At 46.6% G+C, this 15,553-nt stretch carries 13 protein-coding genes; 12 read left to right on the forward strand and 1 reads right to left on the reverse strand.

The features are described from left to right. Positions 1-147 precede the first annotated feature (147 nt). The 8 genes from MH215_RS13780 (at position 148) to MH215_RS13815 (ending at position 10,520) form a co-directional block, all read left to right on the forward strand. Positions 148-1,434 carry an adenylosuccinate synthase gene (locus tag MH215_RS13780; RefSeq protein ID WP_056697506.1) on the forward strand — a complete coding sequence of 429 codons (1,287 nt, stop codon included), beginning with the start codon at positions 148-150 and terminating at the stop codon, positions 1,432-1,434. 186 nt (positions 1,435-1,620) lie between these two features. Next, a complete protein-coding gene (locus tag MH215_RS13785; protein ID WP_239290883.1) occupies positions 1,621-2,385 on the forward strand; it encodes a hypothetical protein in 765 nt (254 codons plus the stop codon). Between the two features lie 635 nt (positions 2,386-3,020). Then, on the forward strand, positions 3,021-4,553 hold the full coding sequence (locus MH215_RS13790) for a M23 family metallopeptidase (RefSeq protein WP_239290885.1): 1,533 nt from the start codon (positions 3,021-3,023) through the stop codon (positions 4,551-4,553). 315 nt (positions 4,554-4,868) lie between these two features. Continuing rightward, entirely contained in the window at positions 4,869-5,588 is a 720-nt protein-coding gene (yycF, locus tag MH215_RS13795; RefSeq protein ID WP_239290887.1) for a response regulator YycF, read from the forward strand. Continuing rightward, complete coding sequence (gene walK, locus MH215_RS13800; protein ID WP_239290889.1) at positions 5,588-7,438, forward strand: cell wall metabolism sensor histidine kinase WalK; 1,851 nt, start codon at positions 5,588-5,590, stop codon at positions 7,436-7,438. Before yycF ends, walK begins: the two co-directional genes overlap by 1 nt. Beyond that, positions 7,422-8,702 carry a YycH family regulatory protein gene (locus MH215_RS13805; protein WP_056697497.1) on the forward strand — a complete coding sequence of 427 codons (1,281 nt, stop codon included), beginning with the start codon at positions 7,422-7,424 and terminating at the stop codon, positions 8,700-8,702. The genes walK and MH215_RS13805 overlap by 17 nt, the downstream gene beginning before the upstream one ends. A gap of 261 nt (positions 8,703-8,963) precedes the next feature. Continuing rightward, entirely contained in the window at positions 8,964-9,707 is a 744-nt protein-coding gene (gene yycI / locus MH215_RS13810) for a two-component system regulatory protein YycI (RefSeq protein WP_239290891.1), read from the forward strand. A gap of 6 nt (positions 9,708-9,713) precedes the next feature. Next, complete coding sequence (locus MH215_RS13815) at positions 9,714-10,520, forward strand: MBL fold metallo-hydrolase (protein WP_239290894.1); 807 nt, start codon at positions 9,714-9,716, stop codon at positions 10,518-10,520. Here MH215_RS13815 and MH215_RS13820 read toward each other — a convergent pair. After that, complete coding sequence (locus tag MH215_RS13820) at positions 10,489-10,701, reverse strand: hypothetical protein (RefSeq protein ID WP_056697491.1); 213 nt, start codon at positions 10,699-10,701, stop codon at positions 10,489-10,491. The genes MH215_RS13815 and MH215_RS13820 overlap by 32 nt on opposite strands. 468 nt (positions 10,702-11,169) lie before the next feature. Here MH215_RS13820 and MH215_RS13825 point away from each other — a divergent pair, with 468 nt between their 5' ends. The 4 genes from MH215_RS13825 (at position 11,170) to MH215_RS13840 (ending at position 15,278) form a co-directional block, all read left to right on the forward strand. Continuing rightward, positions 11,170-11,313: a hypothetical protein gene (locus tag MH215_RS13825; RefSeq protein WP_239290896.1), complete on the forward strand. Its 144-nt coding sequence runs from the start codon at positions 11,170-11,172 to the stop codon at positions 11,311-11,313. 182 nt (positions 11,314-11,495) lie between these two features. After that, the gene (locus tag MH215_RS13830; protein ID WP_145045076.1) at positions 11,496-12,764 is read left to right on the forward strand and encodes a S1C family serine protease; all 1,269 of its coding nucleotides are present in this window, start codon (positions 11,496-11,498) and stop codon (positions 12,762-12,764) included. Between the two features lie 397 nt (positions 12,765-13,161). Next, positions 13,162-13,683, forward strand: a complete 522-nt coding sequence (locus tag MH215_RS13835; protein WP_239290898.1) for a hypothetical protein — start codon at positions 13,162-13,164, stop codon at positions 13,681-13,683. Between the two features lie 623 nt (positions 13,684-14,306). Next, complete coding sequence (locus MH215_RS13840; RefSeq protein WP_481857443.1) at positions 14,307-15,278, forward strand: MBL fold metallo-hydrolase; 972 nt, start codon at positions 14,307-14,309, stop codon at positions 15,276-15,278. Positions 15,279-15,553 lie beyond the last annotated feature (275 nt).

Genomic DNA, 15,553 nt, shown 5'->3' on the forward strand with positions numbered 1-15,553 from the left:
AAAACCTTCCTTTGGATGTAAATTGAAGGAAATTTTCACTGTCCGTTAGCACGCTTCTCCGCTGGTGTTTTCACTTAAATTCCTGCCGAGATAGAGGACGGACAGACCAATACAAAGGTGCGCAAGGCACCCACGGAGGTATGTACTATGTCAACGGTAGTTGTAGTGGGAACGCAATGGGGAGACGAAGGTAAAGGTAAGATTACGGACTATTTAGCAGAAACGGCAGACGTGGTTGCACGTTATCAAGGTGGTAACAATGCAGGGCACACGATTCTGATCGACAACAAAAAATATAAACTAACGATGATTCCATCGGGTATCTTCTACACGGACAAAGCGTGTGTAATCGGTAACGGTATGGTGATTAACCCGAAGGCACTAATTGAAGAAATTAATTATATTCATGATAATGACTTCACAACGAAGAACCTGTCCATCAGTGAACGTGCTCATGTCATCCTGCCATACCACATGGTATTGGATGCACTGGAAGAAGAGAGCAAAGGTCCAAACAAAATTGGTACAACTGGTAAAGGTATTGGCCCAGCTTACATGGACAAATCAGCTCGGATTGGTATTCGGATGGTTGACCTGCTTGATGCGGAAGATTTTGAACTGAAACTGCGTCATCTGGTTAAAGAGAAAAACCGCATCATCGAGCAGGTGTACAACGGTCAACCTGTCGATGTGGAAGAGATTCTGAAAGATTACCTGGGATACGCAGAGATCCTGCGTCCTTACGTACGTGATACATCTGTTGTGCTCAATGAATATATCGATGAGGACAAAAAAGTATTATTTGAAGGCGCACAAGGCGTGATGCTCGATCTGGATCAAGGGACGTATCCGTTCGTAACTTCATCCAATCCATCCGCAGGCGGCGTATGTATCGGTTCTGGTGTAGGCCCAGCCCGCATTCAGCAAGTGATTGGGGTAGCTAAGGCATACACAACGCGTGTAGGAGATGGCCCATTCCCAACGGAGCTGCATGATGCGATTGGTGACCAAATTCGTGAGACTGGACATGAGTACGGTACGGTAACTGGACGTCCGCGTCGTGTAGGTTGGTTCGATAGCGTTGTCGTTCGCCACGCTCGTCGTGTTAGCGGTATTACAGGTCTGTCCTTGAACTCACTGGACGTTATGACAGGTCTAGACACTGTTAAAATCTGCACAGGTTACAAATTCCGCGGTGAGGTTATTACTCACTACCCAGCAAGCCTCAAAATGCTGGCAGAATGTGAAGCGGTATATGAAGAAATGCCAGGCTGGAGTGAGGATATCACTGGAGCGAAGAAGCTTGAGGATCTGCCTGTAAACACACAGAACTATGTAAAACGTGTATCTGAGTTGACGGGTATTCCAATCGCGATCTTCTCTGTTGGTCGTAACCGTGAACAAACGAATCAAGTACTTCCAATTTACGAATAAGCATTATTAAAGCCTCAGTGGTCGCTACTTTAGCGGTCACCGAGGTTTTTTTCGTATACACAACAATTCATAATGATGAGAACCGATTATATTCCTCTAATTTCCGTCAATACTGATTAACAGTAGAGTGATAGACCCGAAGTGAAGCAAGATGAACGGGTGGGAAATTGGAGGGAGAGATCGGAAATGAAGCTGCTTCAATGGTTTGTAAAAATGGTGCTTACCGTTGTGTTGGTCAGTGCACTGACCTTGCTGACGACCGGACTAATTGTACAGTCTTATGCTAAATCGCTGCTTGCAAGTTTTAATATTCAGTGGGAGGGTCAGCCTTTAGGGTTGGCAGCTATGTTTCAAGGCATGATCGGTGGAAAATCTGGAGAGGACCAGAAGACAGAGATTGAACCACCAGATCAGCCTACAGGAGCAGAAGAAGAACAGGTGCCGGAGAATGCCACTTCTGTAATGGGAAATGGAACAGGTGGAGATCCAGAGAGCGCAGGGCGTGATACAGAGGTGTCTCTGGGTGGCGACCAACCGAATGCATCGCCTAATTCTAATTCTGGTGAGAGTGGAGGAAATGAGCCAGATTCAGATGTAAGTGCAGACGTAGGTGGAACGACAGGTGGTTCGGCAGATAGTACAGAAGAAGGTGTTGCTTCTGGCAATGGGACAGGTGGAAGTTCTAATGGAACTGCACCGACAGGTAATGATGCAATTGTTGTATCCCCAGATGACATCACAGGTGTGAAGGATAAATTGCCGCTGGAGGATAAGGAGAAAATCTTCAGCTTATTGATGGCTAAGTTACCCCAGAAGGAAATGCAACAAATTTCCGGTGCTATGGAGGGTGGATTGACGGAGCAGGAATTACGTGAGATAGAGCAGGTAATCTCAAAGTATCTGACCAGCGAAGAATATGATAACTTAATGGAAGTACTGCAAGCAGAGTGAACAGTAGGGTAGGGCGAGGAATGTTCCTCTTCCGGTCTGAGATACTCGCGGTATTTCTGCGAATCTTACTGGCATATATAAGAAATGCAACAGGGCGACTGCCCTAGTAACGCAACCGAAAGCAGTGTTTCATATAAAGACGATATCCAATGGAGTCGTGGAAGAAATTACTTGGCATAACTAGCTGTGATATTAAGGCATCCTATAGCAGGTTACGATACAAAATCCCTTATCAGAGTTCCTCTGGCGAGGGATTTTCAGGTTGTGTTTTTATGAAAGAGAAGTCATATTTCGGTGGGTCTTAGAACCTAGTCATAAAACTTGATTAGAAGTACATAGTTTTCTTAATATTAAGGGGAAGAATGAAGCCCGAAAGACCTGCCACCGTATGGATAATACAGGAAAACCAAGCGGGGCGCGGCTTTGCGCTGTGATGGCTACAGTTGAAAAGAGTGTAAAACCTGTGTTAAAGTATACGGGTGCGACAAAAGGTTAAAATTTTGACACTTTTACGTGCGCAGCTAAAGTCCTGATTTGCGGACACCCAGATAGATAGATCAACAAACATGAGACACACACGATGGGTGATGTCTTGACAGAAATGCGAGCCTAGAAGTGCTGAAAAGGAGAGAATCATGAAAGGTTTCAGAGGCATACGCCAACCGGGCAAAAACCGGGAACACGAACAATCCGGGGAACACCGGACGGCCGAAGACAAAAACAACATGAGCATGTCCAACTTCAGTGTTAAACAGAAGCGCGTTCAAGCTTCGCGCAAATGGATCATCACGACAGCATGTGGATTGTTTATTGCTGCATCGATCGGATTTGCAGGGAAACAGTATGTTGCAGCCAACACGGTTCCATATTATAACGTAATCGTCAAAGGACAGGCTATCGGCAGCATTACAGACGAAGCGCAATTACAGCAGCTATTTGCAGACAAAACAGAGGAATACCAAAATAAATATCCACAAGCGGAAATGGTACTTAATACGGACGGTATTACCACCGAAACGGTAAAAGCATACAAACCGGAGATTAACAGTTATGAAACACTGAATAAACTCGACGATATGCTTACGGCTTACGCTAAAGGCGTGGAGCTGAAGGTCAACGGTGAAGTAATCGGCATTGTGAAGGATCAAGCAACAGCAGATGCGATTCTTGAGCAAGTGCAAAGCAAATACATATCGGCATCGGCTGTGCGTAGCTCGCTCAAGACGAAGTCGGTATCGGCGAACTCTTCGAAGAAAGCTGAAGGGCCGAGTACAACGTTGAAATCCGTAGATATCAAAGAAGATGTGGAGACGGATGCAGTTAAGGCAGATCCAAACAAAATATGGGATGTTTCTGAGGCGGTTAAAGCATTGACGGTCGGTAAAGACGCGCCTGTAACCTATGTGGTACGAGAAGGAGATACCATCTCTTCCATCGCTGCCAAATACGAGCTCACACAAAGTGAGATTCGTAAAAATAACCCTGGCATTAAAGAAACGTCTATGCAAATTGGAGACGAGCTGACACTTACCGTTCCCAAACCGGCGGTTACTGTGAAATCAGTCGAACAAGTTGTTGAGCAGATTGAGATCAAACCACAGGTTGAAGTACGTAAAAGTGCTGAGCTAAAAGCAGGGATAACCAAAGTGGTACGTCCAGGTCAAAGCGGCTTGAAAAATATGCAATATCGGATCACGAAAGAAAATGGCGAAGTTGTTCAAGAGGAATGGTTAGGTCAGGAAGTGGTTAAGTCAGCAGTGACCGAAGTCGTTCTTAGCGGTACGAAAGTAGTCGGCGAAGGTACGGGCGAGTTCGCATGGCCTGTCTCCGGCGCAACAATGAGCAGCAGCTTCGGTGAACGTTGGGGTCGTCAGCACAAAGGTGTAGACCTTGTTGGGAACCGGGATGTGAAATCCTCGGATGAAGGTGTAGTGACGTTTGCTGGACAGAAGAGCGGTTATGGCAATGTTATTATCATTAACCATCGTAACGGGTACGAAACATTATACGGACATCTGAACAGCATTGGTGTTAAAGTTGGACAGATCGTCGAAAAGGGCGAGAGCATCGGTGTAATGGGTAATACTGGACGCTCGACAGGAACGCATCTGCACTTCGAGATTATTAAGAATGGTACGGCAGAGAATCCAATGACATATTTGAACTAGTAATTATATAAAAGGAAAATTCCGCGATATGCTTGTATCAAAATGTGGGTTTTTCTTGTCATGAAGGTCAGCTTAGGCTGGCCTTTTTTCTATGGCGCGCTTCAAATATGTAAAAAAATATCATTTTGTCGCCGATCAATTGCCAATCGGGATGTGACACTGGTTCAGGTATGATAAACTATATATATTCAACCTAATAGATAGACAGCTAAGATGGACAACTAAGATCATAACTACCAATGATGACAGAACAACTTATATAAAGAGACAGACCGCATATGCGGATCAAGCAGGATACAGGGGTGAATACAGTCGATGCAAGGGAAGATTTTGGTGGTGGACGATGAACAGCCTATTGCAGACATTCTGAAGTTTAATTTGGAAAAAGAGGGATATGAGGTCATCTGCGCTTTCGATGGAATTCGCGCTGTCGAACTGGCGTTAGCCGAGAAACCAGATCTCATGCTACTCGATCTGATGTTACCAGGCAAGGATGGAATGGATGTATGCCGTGAGGTACGTGCACATCTGGAAATGCCAATCATCATGCTGACTGCGAAGGACGGCGAGATTGATAAGGTGCTTGGCTTGGAGCTGGGTGCGGATGATTATGTAACGAAGCCTTTCAGCACGAGAGAGCTGCTTGCACGGGTGAAGGCGCAGATGCGTAGAAGGCAGAAGCCTGCGACTACGACGGAAGCACAAGAGGATGAGAAACAGGTCATGCGGCTGTTTGACTTGGTGTTTGATATGGACATGTATACAGCGTACAAAGGCGGAGAGCCACTGGATCTGACCCACCGTGAATATGAACTTCTCTATTACATGGCTAAGCATTCAGGCAAGGTGATGACACGGGAACATCTGTTACAGGCCGTATGGGGATATGAATATTTCGGGGATGTGCGTACTGTGGATGTAACGATCCGTCGTCTGCGCGAGAAGATTGAGGAGAATCCGAGCAAACCGGAGACGATTCTGACGCGCCGTGGATTAGGTTATCTGGTGCGTAGTCCCAAAAGCGTGGGGATATAATGGGGCGATTCTCGCGATTTTCGTTCTTCCGAACGATTCAGGCGAAGCTAATTATTATATATGTACTGCTGATTCTCATTGCGATGCAATTGATTGGCGTTTATTTTGTCAGTGCGATGAAGAATTCTCTAACTAGTAACTTCACCGAGGATCTACAAGCGAGAGCGGAGATGCTGTCGGTGCTGGTGGGAGAGACGATGGCTGGCGGCGAAGTGGAGGCTGGCGAAGACAAAACGGAAAATCTGCGCGTACTGGTGAACAATCTGTTCAACATTAACGGGGCAGAGATTCAAGTGTTGGACGCCAGTGGTAAGGTGCTGACCACCTCACTAAGCTCTCATTCAGACTATGTTGGGCGTAAAAATACACAGACCGTTGTCAGCCGTGCGTTGCAGGGCATTCGAGACAATGAGGAATATATTGTTGACGAGGACAATGTCCGGAAAAAGGTGGTTGCTAAGCCGGTATTATCCGGCGGCAAGATCATTGGCGCGGTATATATTGCTGCATCGATGAATGAGTTATATGCCACTATGGAGGGCATTAACAAAATTTTCATTTCGGGCATTCTTATTGCCCTTGTGTTAACAGCGGTGCTCGGCGTCATTCTATCTCATACGATTACACAACCAATTAAGGAAGTGACAAGGCGGGCAACAGCGGTGGCTGAAGGGAACTTTGACCAACAGACCCCTGTATTCGGCACGGATGAGATCGGCCAGCTCAGCCGGGCATTTAACTATATGACCAGCCGTCTGCGTGACGCACTCTCTCAGAATGAAGAGGAGAAAGAGAAGCTGACCTCTATTCTGACTAACATGAGTGACGGTGTAGTTGCGACAGACGAGTATGGCAAAGTCATTCTAGTCAATCGCCGTGCAAGTAGCATTCTGGGAATGCGTCCGGCAGATATTGAGGGCAGGCACTTCGCTGTATTGCTCGGTATCGATCCTGAGGATGCGGAAGCACTGGCGAGTGGCTTCACAGGTTCAACTCTGTTGCAGATTGCTCCTGCAGGTCAGGAGGAGCCTGTTGTTATTCGTATGACGTTCACGCCTGTTCACAGGCGTGAGTTAGGGATTACCGGAACGATTGCGGTTCTCCAGGATGTCACGGAACAAGAAGAGCTAGAAGCATCCCGGCGTGAATTCGTGGCGAATGTATCCCATGAGCTACGTACGCCGCTGACCACCATTAAGAGTTATGCCGAGGCACTTGATGATGGTGCCCTGGAAGATCCACAGCTCGCTGGTCGCTTCGTAGGCGTGATCCAGAATGAGACAGAGCGAATGATCCGCCTGGTTACGGATCTGCTGCACCTCTCCAGACTGGATTCCAAAGAGGCTCTTCTGCGGAAACAACCTACAGATATTTTGGAGATGCTGGAGGAAGTGACGGATCGATTCTCATTCCAGATGCATCAAAAGGACATTCAGCCTGTGTTATCAGTGGAACGGGACCTTCCCGCGGTACCGCTGGATCGGGATCAGATTGATCAGGTGCTCGATAATGTTGTGTCCAATGCGCTGAAGTACACACTTGAGGGTGGTACGATCACGATGGCAGCACGGAAAACGAATGATCAGACGCTCGCAATCTCGGTAACGGATACGGGAATGGGTATACCACAGCGGGATTTGGATCGTATATTTGAACGGTTTTACCGTGTAGATAAGGCTCGTTCGCGTAGTATGGGCGGAACAGGGCTTGGACTATCCATTGCCCGGGAAATTGTAAAAGCACATGATGGCAGTATAACGCTTGAATCGGAGCTGGACGTTGGCACGACCGTAACATTCACATTGCCGATGCGTGATGAAGGAGGTGAGCACCGTGAAGGAACGGATTAAATCACTGGTGCTTACCACACTCGTTGTTGCCAGCTTAGTTCAGAGTTACTTTCTAATTTACCGTCTACCAGGCGGTGGAGATTCGGTTGTGACATCTGAAACGAACTATGTAAAGACCGAGAATATGGGTCAAGAGCGTAACATTGAGGAATTAATTTTTCCGGATCAGATGATTATTCATCTAGGTGAGGATAAACATACTGTGTTTTACCCAGGCAATACGTTCTATCAATTGATCTTCTCACGGCTGCAGGGACGAACGTTTGATGATTTTCAGCGGCGTAGTGTGCAGTCTGTGAACTGGGATCAGATTCGAAAGGACAACCCTGGCTTTGAGCTCTCCTTCAAGGAGGGTATTCCAGTGGCTTTGTTACAGCGCGTGATGCGACTAGGCACGGATTCCCTCTTCCAAGGAGAGACGATTAACCGAATTTCAATCTATACCGCCAAAAATGAAACGAAGGCGCATGCACTATTCTTCAGCGCCAAGGGAGATGTCGTTTACGAGGCTACGCAGGCTGACCTAACGGTACAGGATGTGCAGCAGCATGTGGACTTCGGCAGCAACTGGACGCCTTATACGCTGATGGATGGTCGCTACTATATTCCGTCCGAAGCTATTGAGACGATTGAAGCGAGTATGCCAACAAGCCAGTTTACGGTAGAGCAGATGCAGCGCAGCTTGTTCTTCGACCCTAGTATGACCCGGAATATTCGGGAAAAGGATGGGTCAGAGATCTACACGGATAGTAAGCGGAGTTTGCAAGTGAAGCAGGATCAGCGATGGATTAGTTACACCGATCCAGCTGCACCACCTGCGGGACAGATCGATGCGGCCAAAGACGCCTTATCTGCGGTGGATTTTGTCAATCAGCATGGGGGCTGGAAAGGACGGTCACGTCTGATGCTGGAGACAGCGGATAACAAAACACAGCTTCAGTTCCAGCAGTATTACGGTAGCTTTCCGATTATGGACTCGATGCAATTCCGTTTCGGTACGATCAACATGGAAATGCGGCAGGAGACCGTATCCAGCTATGAGCGTTCATTGGAGTATCTGAACGAAGGAACGGAGACGAAACAATCGGTCAAGCTGCCTGGCGGGGACAAGCTGAAGGCACTCATACAGAAGGTAGCTGGTGCGAATCGTGAGGTTGTAGATGTATATCCAGCGTATCGACCGTCTGCGATTGAGGATGGCCTCAAGCTGATCCCGGTATGGGTGATTCGCTTCGGCAATGGGGAGGAAACGACGGTTTCTTGATGGTTCGTAGGGTGGAGCAGAGAGCTAACGAATCTGACACACCTTAAATGGCGGAATCAGCATAGGAGCAAAATCTAACGAATCTCAGCGATGCTATTGTTGTAGAGTACCGGTGAAAAGCGATAGAAAGTCTATACATGCTAGAAATAACGTCTCTCAGGTTCGTTAGATTAGAAACTTGCGGAAAATGGAGCTAATAAGATGCGTGGAGTTCGTTAGTAATTGAGTATTTTATTCAGTTAACCAGTGGGGGTGAATGTTTTGGATTGGGGACGGGCGAAAAATGTATTAATCTATGCCTTTCTGTTACTGAATCTAGTGTTGGGATATCAGATCTGGATGGATGCACGGGAGACGGCCGGAGCCAATCTGGACTTCACCTCGCTGGCCGATAATACACAGCAGGCGATGGAAGAGAAGGGGATTCAGGTGCTCGCTCCTATCCCTAATGAAACACCGAAGCTACCGAAACTGTCCTATGAATTCATAGAGGAGGACGAGGCAGGTATCCGTGTTGAACTGGAACAGCCTGTAGACAGCAAGCTAATCTTCTCACAAAGTGAGCTGGAGGATGCGCTGCAAGGTGAAATTCCGCAGATTGGCACGTACCGGCTGGATCAACTGATGGCGGAGGATGGGGCATTTGTCCTTCACCCATTGGTGGATGGGAAATGGCCGCTCTTCAATGTCAGTCTGGAGCTATTCTACAGCGATCAGAAGATCACAGGTTACCTTCAGACTCCGGTGAAGATTACGACAGCGGAGGAGAGCGAGCAGCAGGTGCTTCCTGCGTCGAAGGCGCTGGGTACGCTGATCGAGAACTTTTTGCCTAATGATTCTATTGTCAAAGATATTCAACTTGGCTATTACGGCCAGTTGTTCAATTCAGATCTACAAGTTGCGATGCCGGCATGGCGATTCGTGCTGGAAAGTGGCGAAGTGTTGTACGTGCAGGGCATCAGTGGGGATGTATTCAGTCCCAAGACAGATAAACCAGGGGAGTAATGAGTTATGGGGATTTATTTTACCGTATTGTCTAGTGGTTCTACAGGAAACGCCACAGTCATACAGCATGGAGGCACGTCACTTATGATTGATGCAGGCCTCAGTGCGAAGCGGCTGGATGCACTGTTTCAGGAACGGGAGATCGCAGGAACAGAGCTGGACGGCATTCTGGTCACACATGAACATTCCGATCACATTAAAGGACTAGGCGCGATGTCTCGGAAATATAATTTACCAATCTACGCAAACACAAATACGTGGGCGGCGCTGGAGAAGTCGGTTGGGGCAATTCCAGAGGAGAACCGGCGGTTATTTGAAACGGGTGAAAAGCATGATTTTGGCTCGCTCCGCGTGGAATCCTTCGGTATCTCGCACGATGCAGCAGAACCTGTAGGGTACACGTTCGATGATGGCAGTGAAAAGCTGTCTGTTGCGACCGATCTAGGCTATATGAGCGACAAGGTTCGGGATGCCATCTCGAATTCTGACGTGCTCGTGCTCGAATCGAATCATGATGTCGAATTGTTGCGGATGGGACGTTATCCTTGGAATACCAAGCGCCGAATCTTAAGCGATATCGGGCATTTGTCGAATGAAGCAGCAGGGGCAGCACTCAGTGAATTGATGAACGGACGCATCAAGCGCACGTATCTTGCACATCTCAGCCGGGATCATAATATGATGGATCTGGCGAAAATGACCGTGCGCGATGCGATGGAGAGTCGTGGATGCTTCTATCGGGATCATGAGTTCAAACTCTGTGATACGTATTATGACCGTCCTACACCATGGGATAGGGTGGGTGAGCCATAAAGCTGTCTAGCTCAGCGGCTTTGCGCTCTACTTCCTCGCGGGTTAAGATGCCTTTGTCCACGAGTAGCTCAATGATGGTGCTTAGGGCTAATGTATTGCGGTAATGCTCTTCTTTGAGATCGGCCAGCTTGGCCGCCATATGAACCTCTTCCATGGCTGTGAGTGTACGTGTGCGTTCCATAAGTAAATCCTCCTTCTATGAACCTTCGAATTCTTCTTTAGAACAACCTTTTTACTATTATTGTAGTCAGGCTGGTTGGAAAACATTCCTCTTTTTGCCGCTATAAATGAAAGAAGAAGGCATGTATGCTGAAACAGTAGCTTATCGGAATAGAAAAAGTTTGCCTGAAAGGGTAAATATGCGCTTAGCGAACTGGATTTTGTGGTGATAGATATAGTATGAACCTTTATCGTTAGCTGCAAATTAGCGGAAATTTGCGATATTCTTCGTATTTATGCAACTTTTTCAGATTTAGCGTGTTTAGTATATAAGGAGCACTTGGAAATAGGCTGGAATGTGAGCGAACTGGTGAGTGTATTGGCATATCAAAAAAATGCGAGAGCGTGATTGATAGAGTCACTGGCAGAGTGGGAGACCCATTCTGTTGTACATAGACGCTTCATTTCGTGTACTTGGGAGTGCGGCGATATGCAAAAAAATGATTTTGGGAAATGCAAAAAAGCATGGGGAAAGAGCTGGTATTTACGCCACGCACGTAATGGAGGACACAGAACGAAGCTGGAGAAGCGTAGCTCAGAGCTTTCTGAAAGGAAGCTGTATCGGGAGCATTGACTCGCCTTCATCCCCGGATTTCACCTTTAAACAAAGGGCACAAGAAATCTAGGGGTAACAGCGATCGGAAGCTCATCTGTCGGCGGAGTGGGGTATGTGAGAACACCATCGACGTCCCATGCGACAATGATCAGGCGGCAGTCAGGATCTTGATGCGTGACAACGAAGGGGAGAGGATCACGATGGGATTGTTCGGAGACGATTTTTATTCAACTAAAGTTTCAAGACGCGCCGAACCTGTGCAGAAGGGCAAACTTCAGATTCTCCGCCCAGGAGGGCGTGATCGGTGGCAGAATCCGCGCAGATCGCGTTCGGGTATTAGCTCCACGGTCAAAGTAGCCGTGATCAGTTCTGTGATCAGCTCCATCGTTACCGTTACCCTGTTCAGTTTCATCATGCAGCCAGCATCTGTACCGTTATCCAATGCTGCAATAGGCAATGGTTCAGGTGGCGGTGCGCCCTCTGCTCAAGCGGTTGATCCGTACGACCGGATTATTCAGGCAGCTGAGAAGGTGCGTCCTTCTGTAGTGAGCATTGTGAATCATAAAACGGGCAGCAGCCTATCTATGGAGGACTCAGCGCTAGGATCAGGTGTCATTTTCAAGAAGGAAGAGGGCACAGCCTACATTATGACTAATCACCATGTGGTGGAAGGCGCGAGTGATCTTGAGATTGTAACGGTGGACGGCGAGACACATAAAGCAAAGCTGGTTGGAAAAGATCGGGTGAGTGACATTGCGGTGCTGTCGACAGAGGATAAAGGGCTGGGAGCTGTAGCGGAGATTGGCGATTCCAGTAAGCTTAAACGAGGTCAGACCGTACTTGCCATTGGTAATCCGCTCGGTCTGGGTGGTACACTGACATCCGGGATTGTGAGTTATACCGATCGCATTCTACCCGTGTCGATTAATCAGGATGGCGTGTACGACTGGGAGCAGAACGTGATTCAGACAGATGCGGCGATCAACGAAGGTAACAGCGGCGGCGCACTGGTTGACCTGAACGGCAAAGTGGTCGGCATTAACACGATGAAGATATCGGATACGGGCGTTGAAGGTCTTGGATTTGCGATTCCGATGAACGAAGTAATGAAGACTGTCGATTCGCTATTGCTACACGGTAAAGTATCTCGTCCATACCTGGGTGTGTACACTGTCGATCTGAGCAATCCTTATGCTCCGTTGGATGACGAGCAGCGGAAGGATCTAAAACTACCATCCCATGTAGATAGCGGTGTGGTCGTGCTCGAAGCATCGGGGCCTGCATCGGAAGCAGGTATGAAGCTCAACGATGTCATTACTGAATTTGACGGGCAAAAGATTACCTCTACGCTTGATCTTCGTAAGTATCTGTACGATAAGAAGAAAATCGGCGATACGATTGAGGTAACCTTTTATCGGGACGGCAAAGCCGAGAAGGTATCGGTGAAGCTGTCGGATAAACCGGAGTAAAACATATATCCAACATATGCTATGGTGAGATTGTGTTAGGGAATAATAGAAAGAGCTGGTCAGGTGGCTGATCAGCTCTTTTTTAACATGATAGGAACTATACGTTACCAAGGTTCGCGCAATGTTCTGAATAGCAGCTTAGCAAAATTTTTATTAATTTGGATTATGATAAATATTTGGCTGTCTATCGTCATTTTTGCTGTCGAAATGGTTCAACATTCCGGGACAGAGGTTATTCTTTTGACAAATGATCGGACAGGATCAGAGCCTAAGACTCAGTTACATTAGACCTTTGCTATGATAAACTGTTGTCAATGTGTCCGTAATGCACGGTGTGCAAGTAACAGGTCTTTGACGATCTGGATGTTCTAAATCATAGAAGAGGGGTTATTCAATCATGAAACGTACAATGAAAGGAATGCTGGGGGGAACGGCTCTACTTGTGTCGCTGACTTTCTTATCTGCATGTACTTCCAAGGAAGCTACACCTGGGGCTGTAGATACAAATGGGTTGGAGGATAAGATTGCAGGTCTAGAGCAGCGGCTTGCGGAGCAGGTTCAGAAGAGCGGGGAGCAGGATAATAAGATTGCAGAGCTGGAGAAAAAGCTGAATGAGCTTAATACGACTGTTATTGCGGTAAAGGACGCTGGAGGAACAGCTACAGGCGCACCTGCCAATAATGGATCGGCCGGAAAGGGCGATGGGATACTCATTACCTTTGCACAGTACGAGAAGCTTGAGGTGGGCATGACGGTGGAGGAAGTAATCGCGATCCTCGGCGGCGAAGGCGAAGCATTGAGTGAAGCTGAAAATATGGTGGTCTATAACTATAAGGGTACCGGGGATACGGGAGCGAATGCGGTTATTGCTTTTCAAAGTGGCAAATTGCTGACAAAGGCTCAATCTGGGCTGCAATAATAGAAAATAGGTTTATAAAGAGAACCAATCAGAATATTCTGGTTGGTTTTTTTGTGATGTTTTCGATGAGTATGGTGTGGGATTTATTTCTTAAAAGTAGGCTGTCAGAATGAGAGTATCCAAGAGTTTGGGTTATACAACTTCCGGTGAGAGTAGTGCCTTCGGTTGATTTGGGTGCACCTATTGGAGTGAAAGATGCTTGCTAGAGAAGAGCTAAAACTTTAGATTTTTAAAAAAATGTAGAGATAAGTCCTTGACATGCAGTTTAAGTTGTAACTATAATAGTCACATATTAAAAGTTGTAACTACAGTAGTTACATAAAAGTGGGAAGGGGTCTTGTTTGATCAAAGTAAGAGAGCGTTGTGTGTATTGCGATGTGTGTTATGAATCGGACTATTTCCGTCGTTCAATGTTAATTGTGAAGTCAAGATTTGAATTGTAGACATCGTAGGAGCAAAAGCTAGATCAAAATGTAATATCCAAAAAGGGTAACCAAAAAGCAAACCCAAAAAGCGTAAGATAAGACGTTTAACCAAAAATGCAAAAACCAAAATTAAAAACATACTGCACTGCGCCTTATTAATCTAACTGGCGACAGTATTATGAGAGGAAGATGAATAAAGTGTTTCGTAAAAAATCATCCATTGGAGTCATGCTACTCCTCAGTATCATGTTAATCTTGAGCGCTTGTACAAGTACCGCAAGTAAAACGGAAAGTACGACAGACACCTCGTCCAACGCGGCAGGTGCGAACAATACAACGGGCGATGAAGCAAATACATCAACGGCTGAGCTTAAAGTGACTACATTTAATCCAGGGGAGAAAAGTATTTTTGGTGTTTCCTCTAACCTGATTGAAGGGCCTACTGAGGTGGTGCTCGTCGATGCCCAGTTCCAGAAGAATGATGCGGAGCAACTGGTGAAAATGATTAAGGATACAGGTAAGAAACTTACGACCGTATTTATCAGCCATAAAGATCCAGATTATTACTTCGGTCTGTCGGTCATTCGTGAAGCATTCCCAGATGTGAAGATTGTCGCAACGCCGGGAACAGTGGAAGGCATTAAGGAAACAATCCAAGTGAAGAATGATTACTGGAACCCAATTCTGAAGGAAAATGCACCAACAGCACAGATTGTGCCTGATGTTCTGGATGCAGATCAATTTACGGTAGATGGTGAACCTGTACAGATTATTGGTCTGGACGGGCCAGATCCGTCCCATACCGTTCTGTGGATTCCATCCAATAAAACGGTTCTTGGCGGTGTTCCTGTGTATGAGAATGCTCATGTCTGGATTGCGGACAACCAGACACCAGAGAGCCGAGAGGAATGGCGTGGATTGTTGGACAAAATCACTGCGCTGAATCCGGAGAAAGTCATTCCAGGACATTATTTGGGCACGAGTGCTGGCGATCTATCTAGTGTGACGTTCACTCGTGATTATATTGCGAAGTTTGAAGCAGAGGCAGAGAAAGCGAAAGATTCCAAAGAGCTGGTTGCCGCAATGGAAAAAGCTTATCCAGACTTTACAAATACAGGCGATCTGGAAACGAGTGCACAGGTAATCAAAGGTGAAATTTCTTGGCCATAAGTAGTTGCAAGAGCGCGGTAATTTAAGAAATGAAGTAGGGTCTAGTGGATATGGAGAGCTAAAATGTGCTTGTACATTGATTAGTGCTGTTTATAAATGTTATAAGCAATGAGATTAAGAGCAACATCTGTCCCTTTAGTTGAGGGAATGGATGTTGTTTTTTTTGCTTAGGTGTAGTGGGCGAGCATCCGTCCTGACTCTGAATGATTCATTCTAGTTATGTATTTTCAACCGATCTCTGCGGGAATATTCTATAAGGGGTTTCTTTTACGTCC

It is taken from the genome of Paenibacillus sp. ACRSA, assembly GCF_022346845.1.
In the GTDB taxonomy this organism is placed as follows: Bacteria; Bacillota; Bacilli; order Paenibacillales; family Paenibacillaceae; genus Paenibacillus.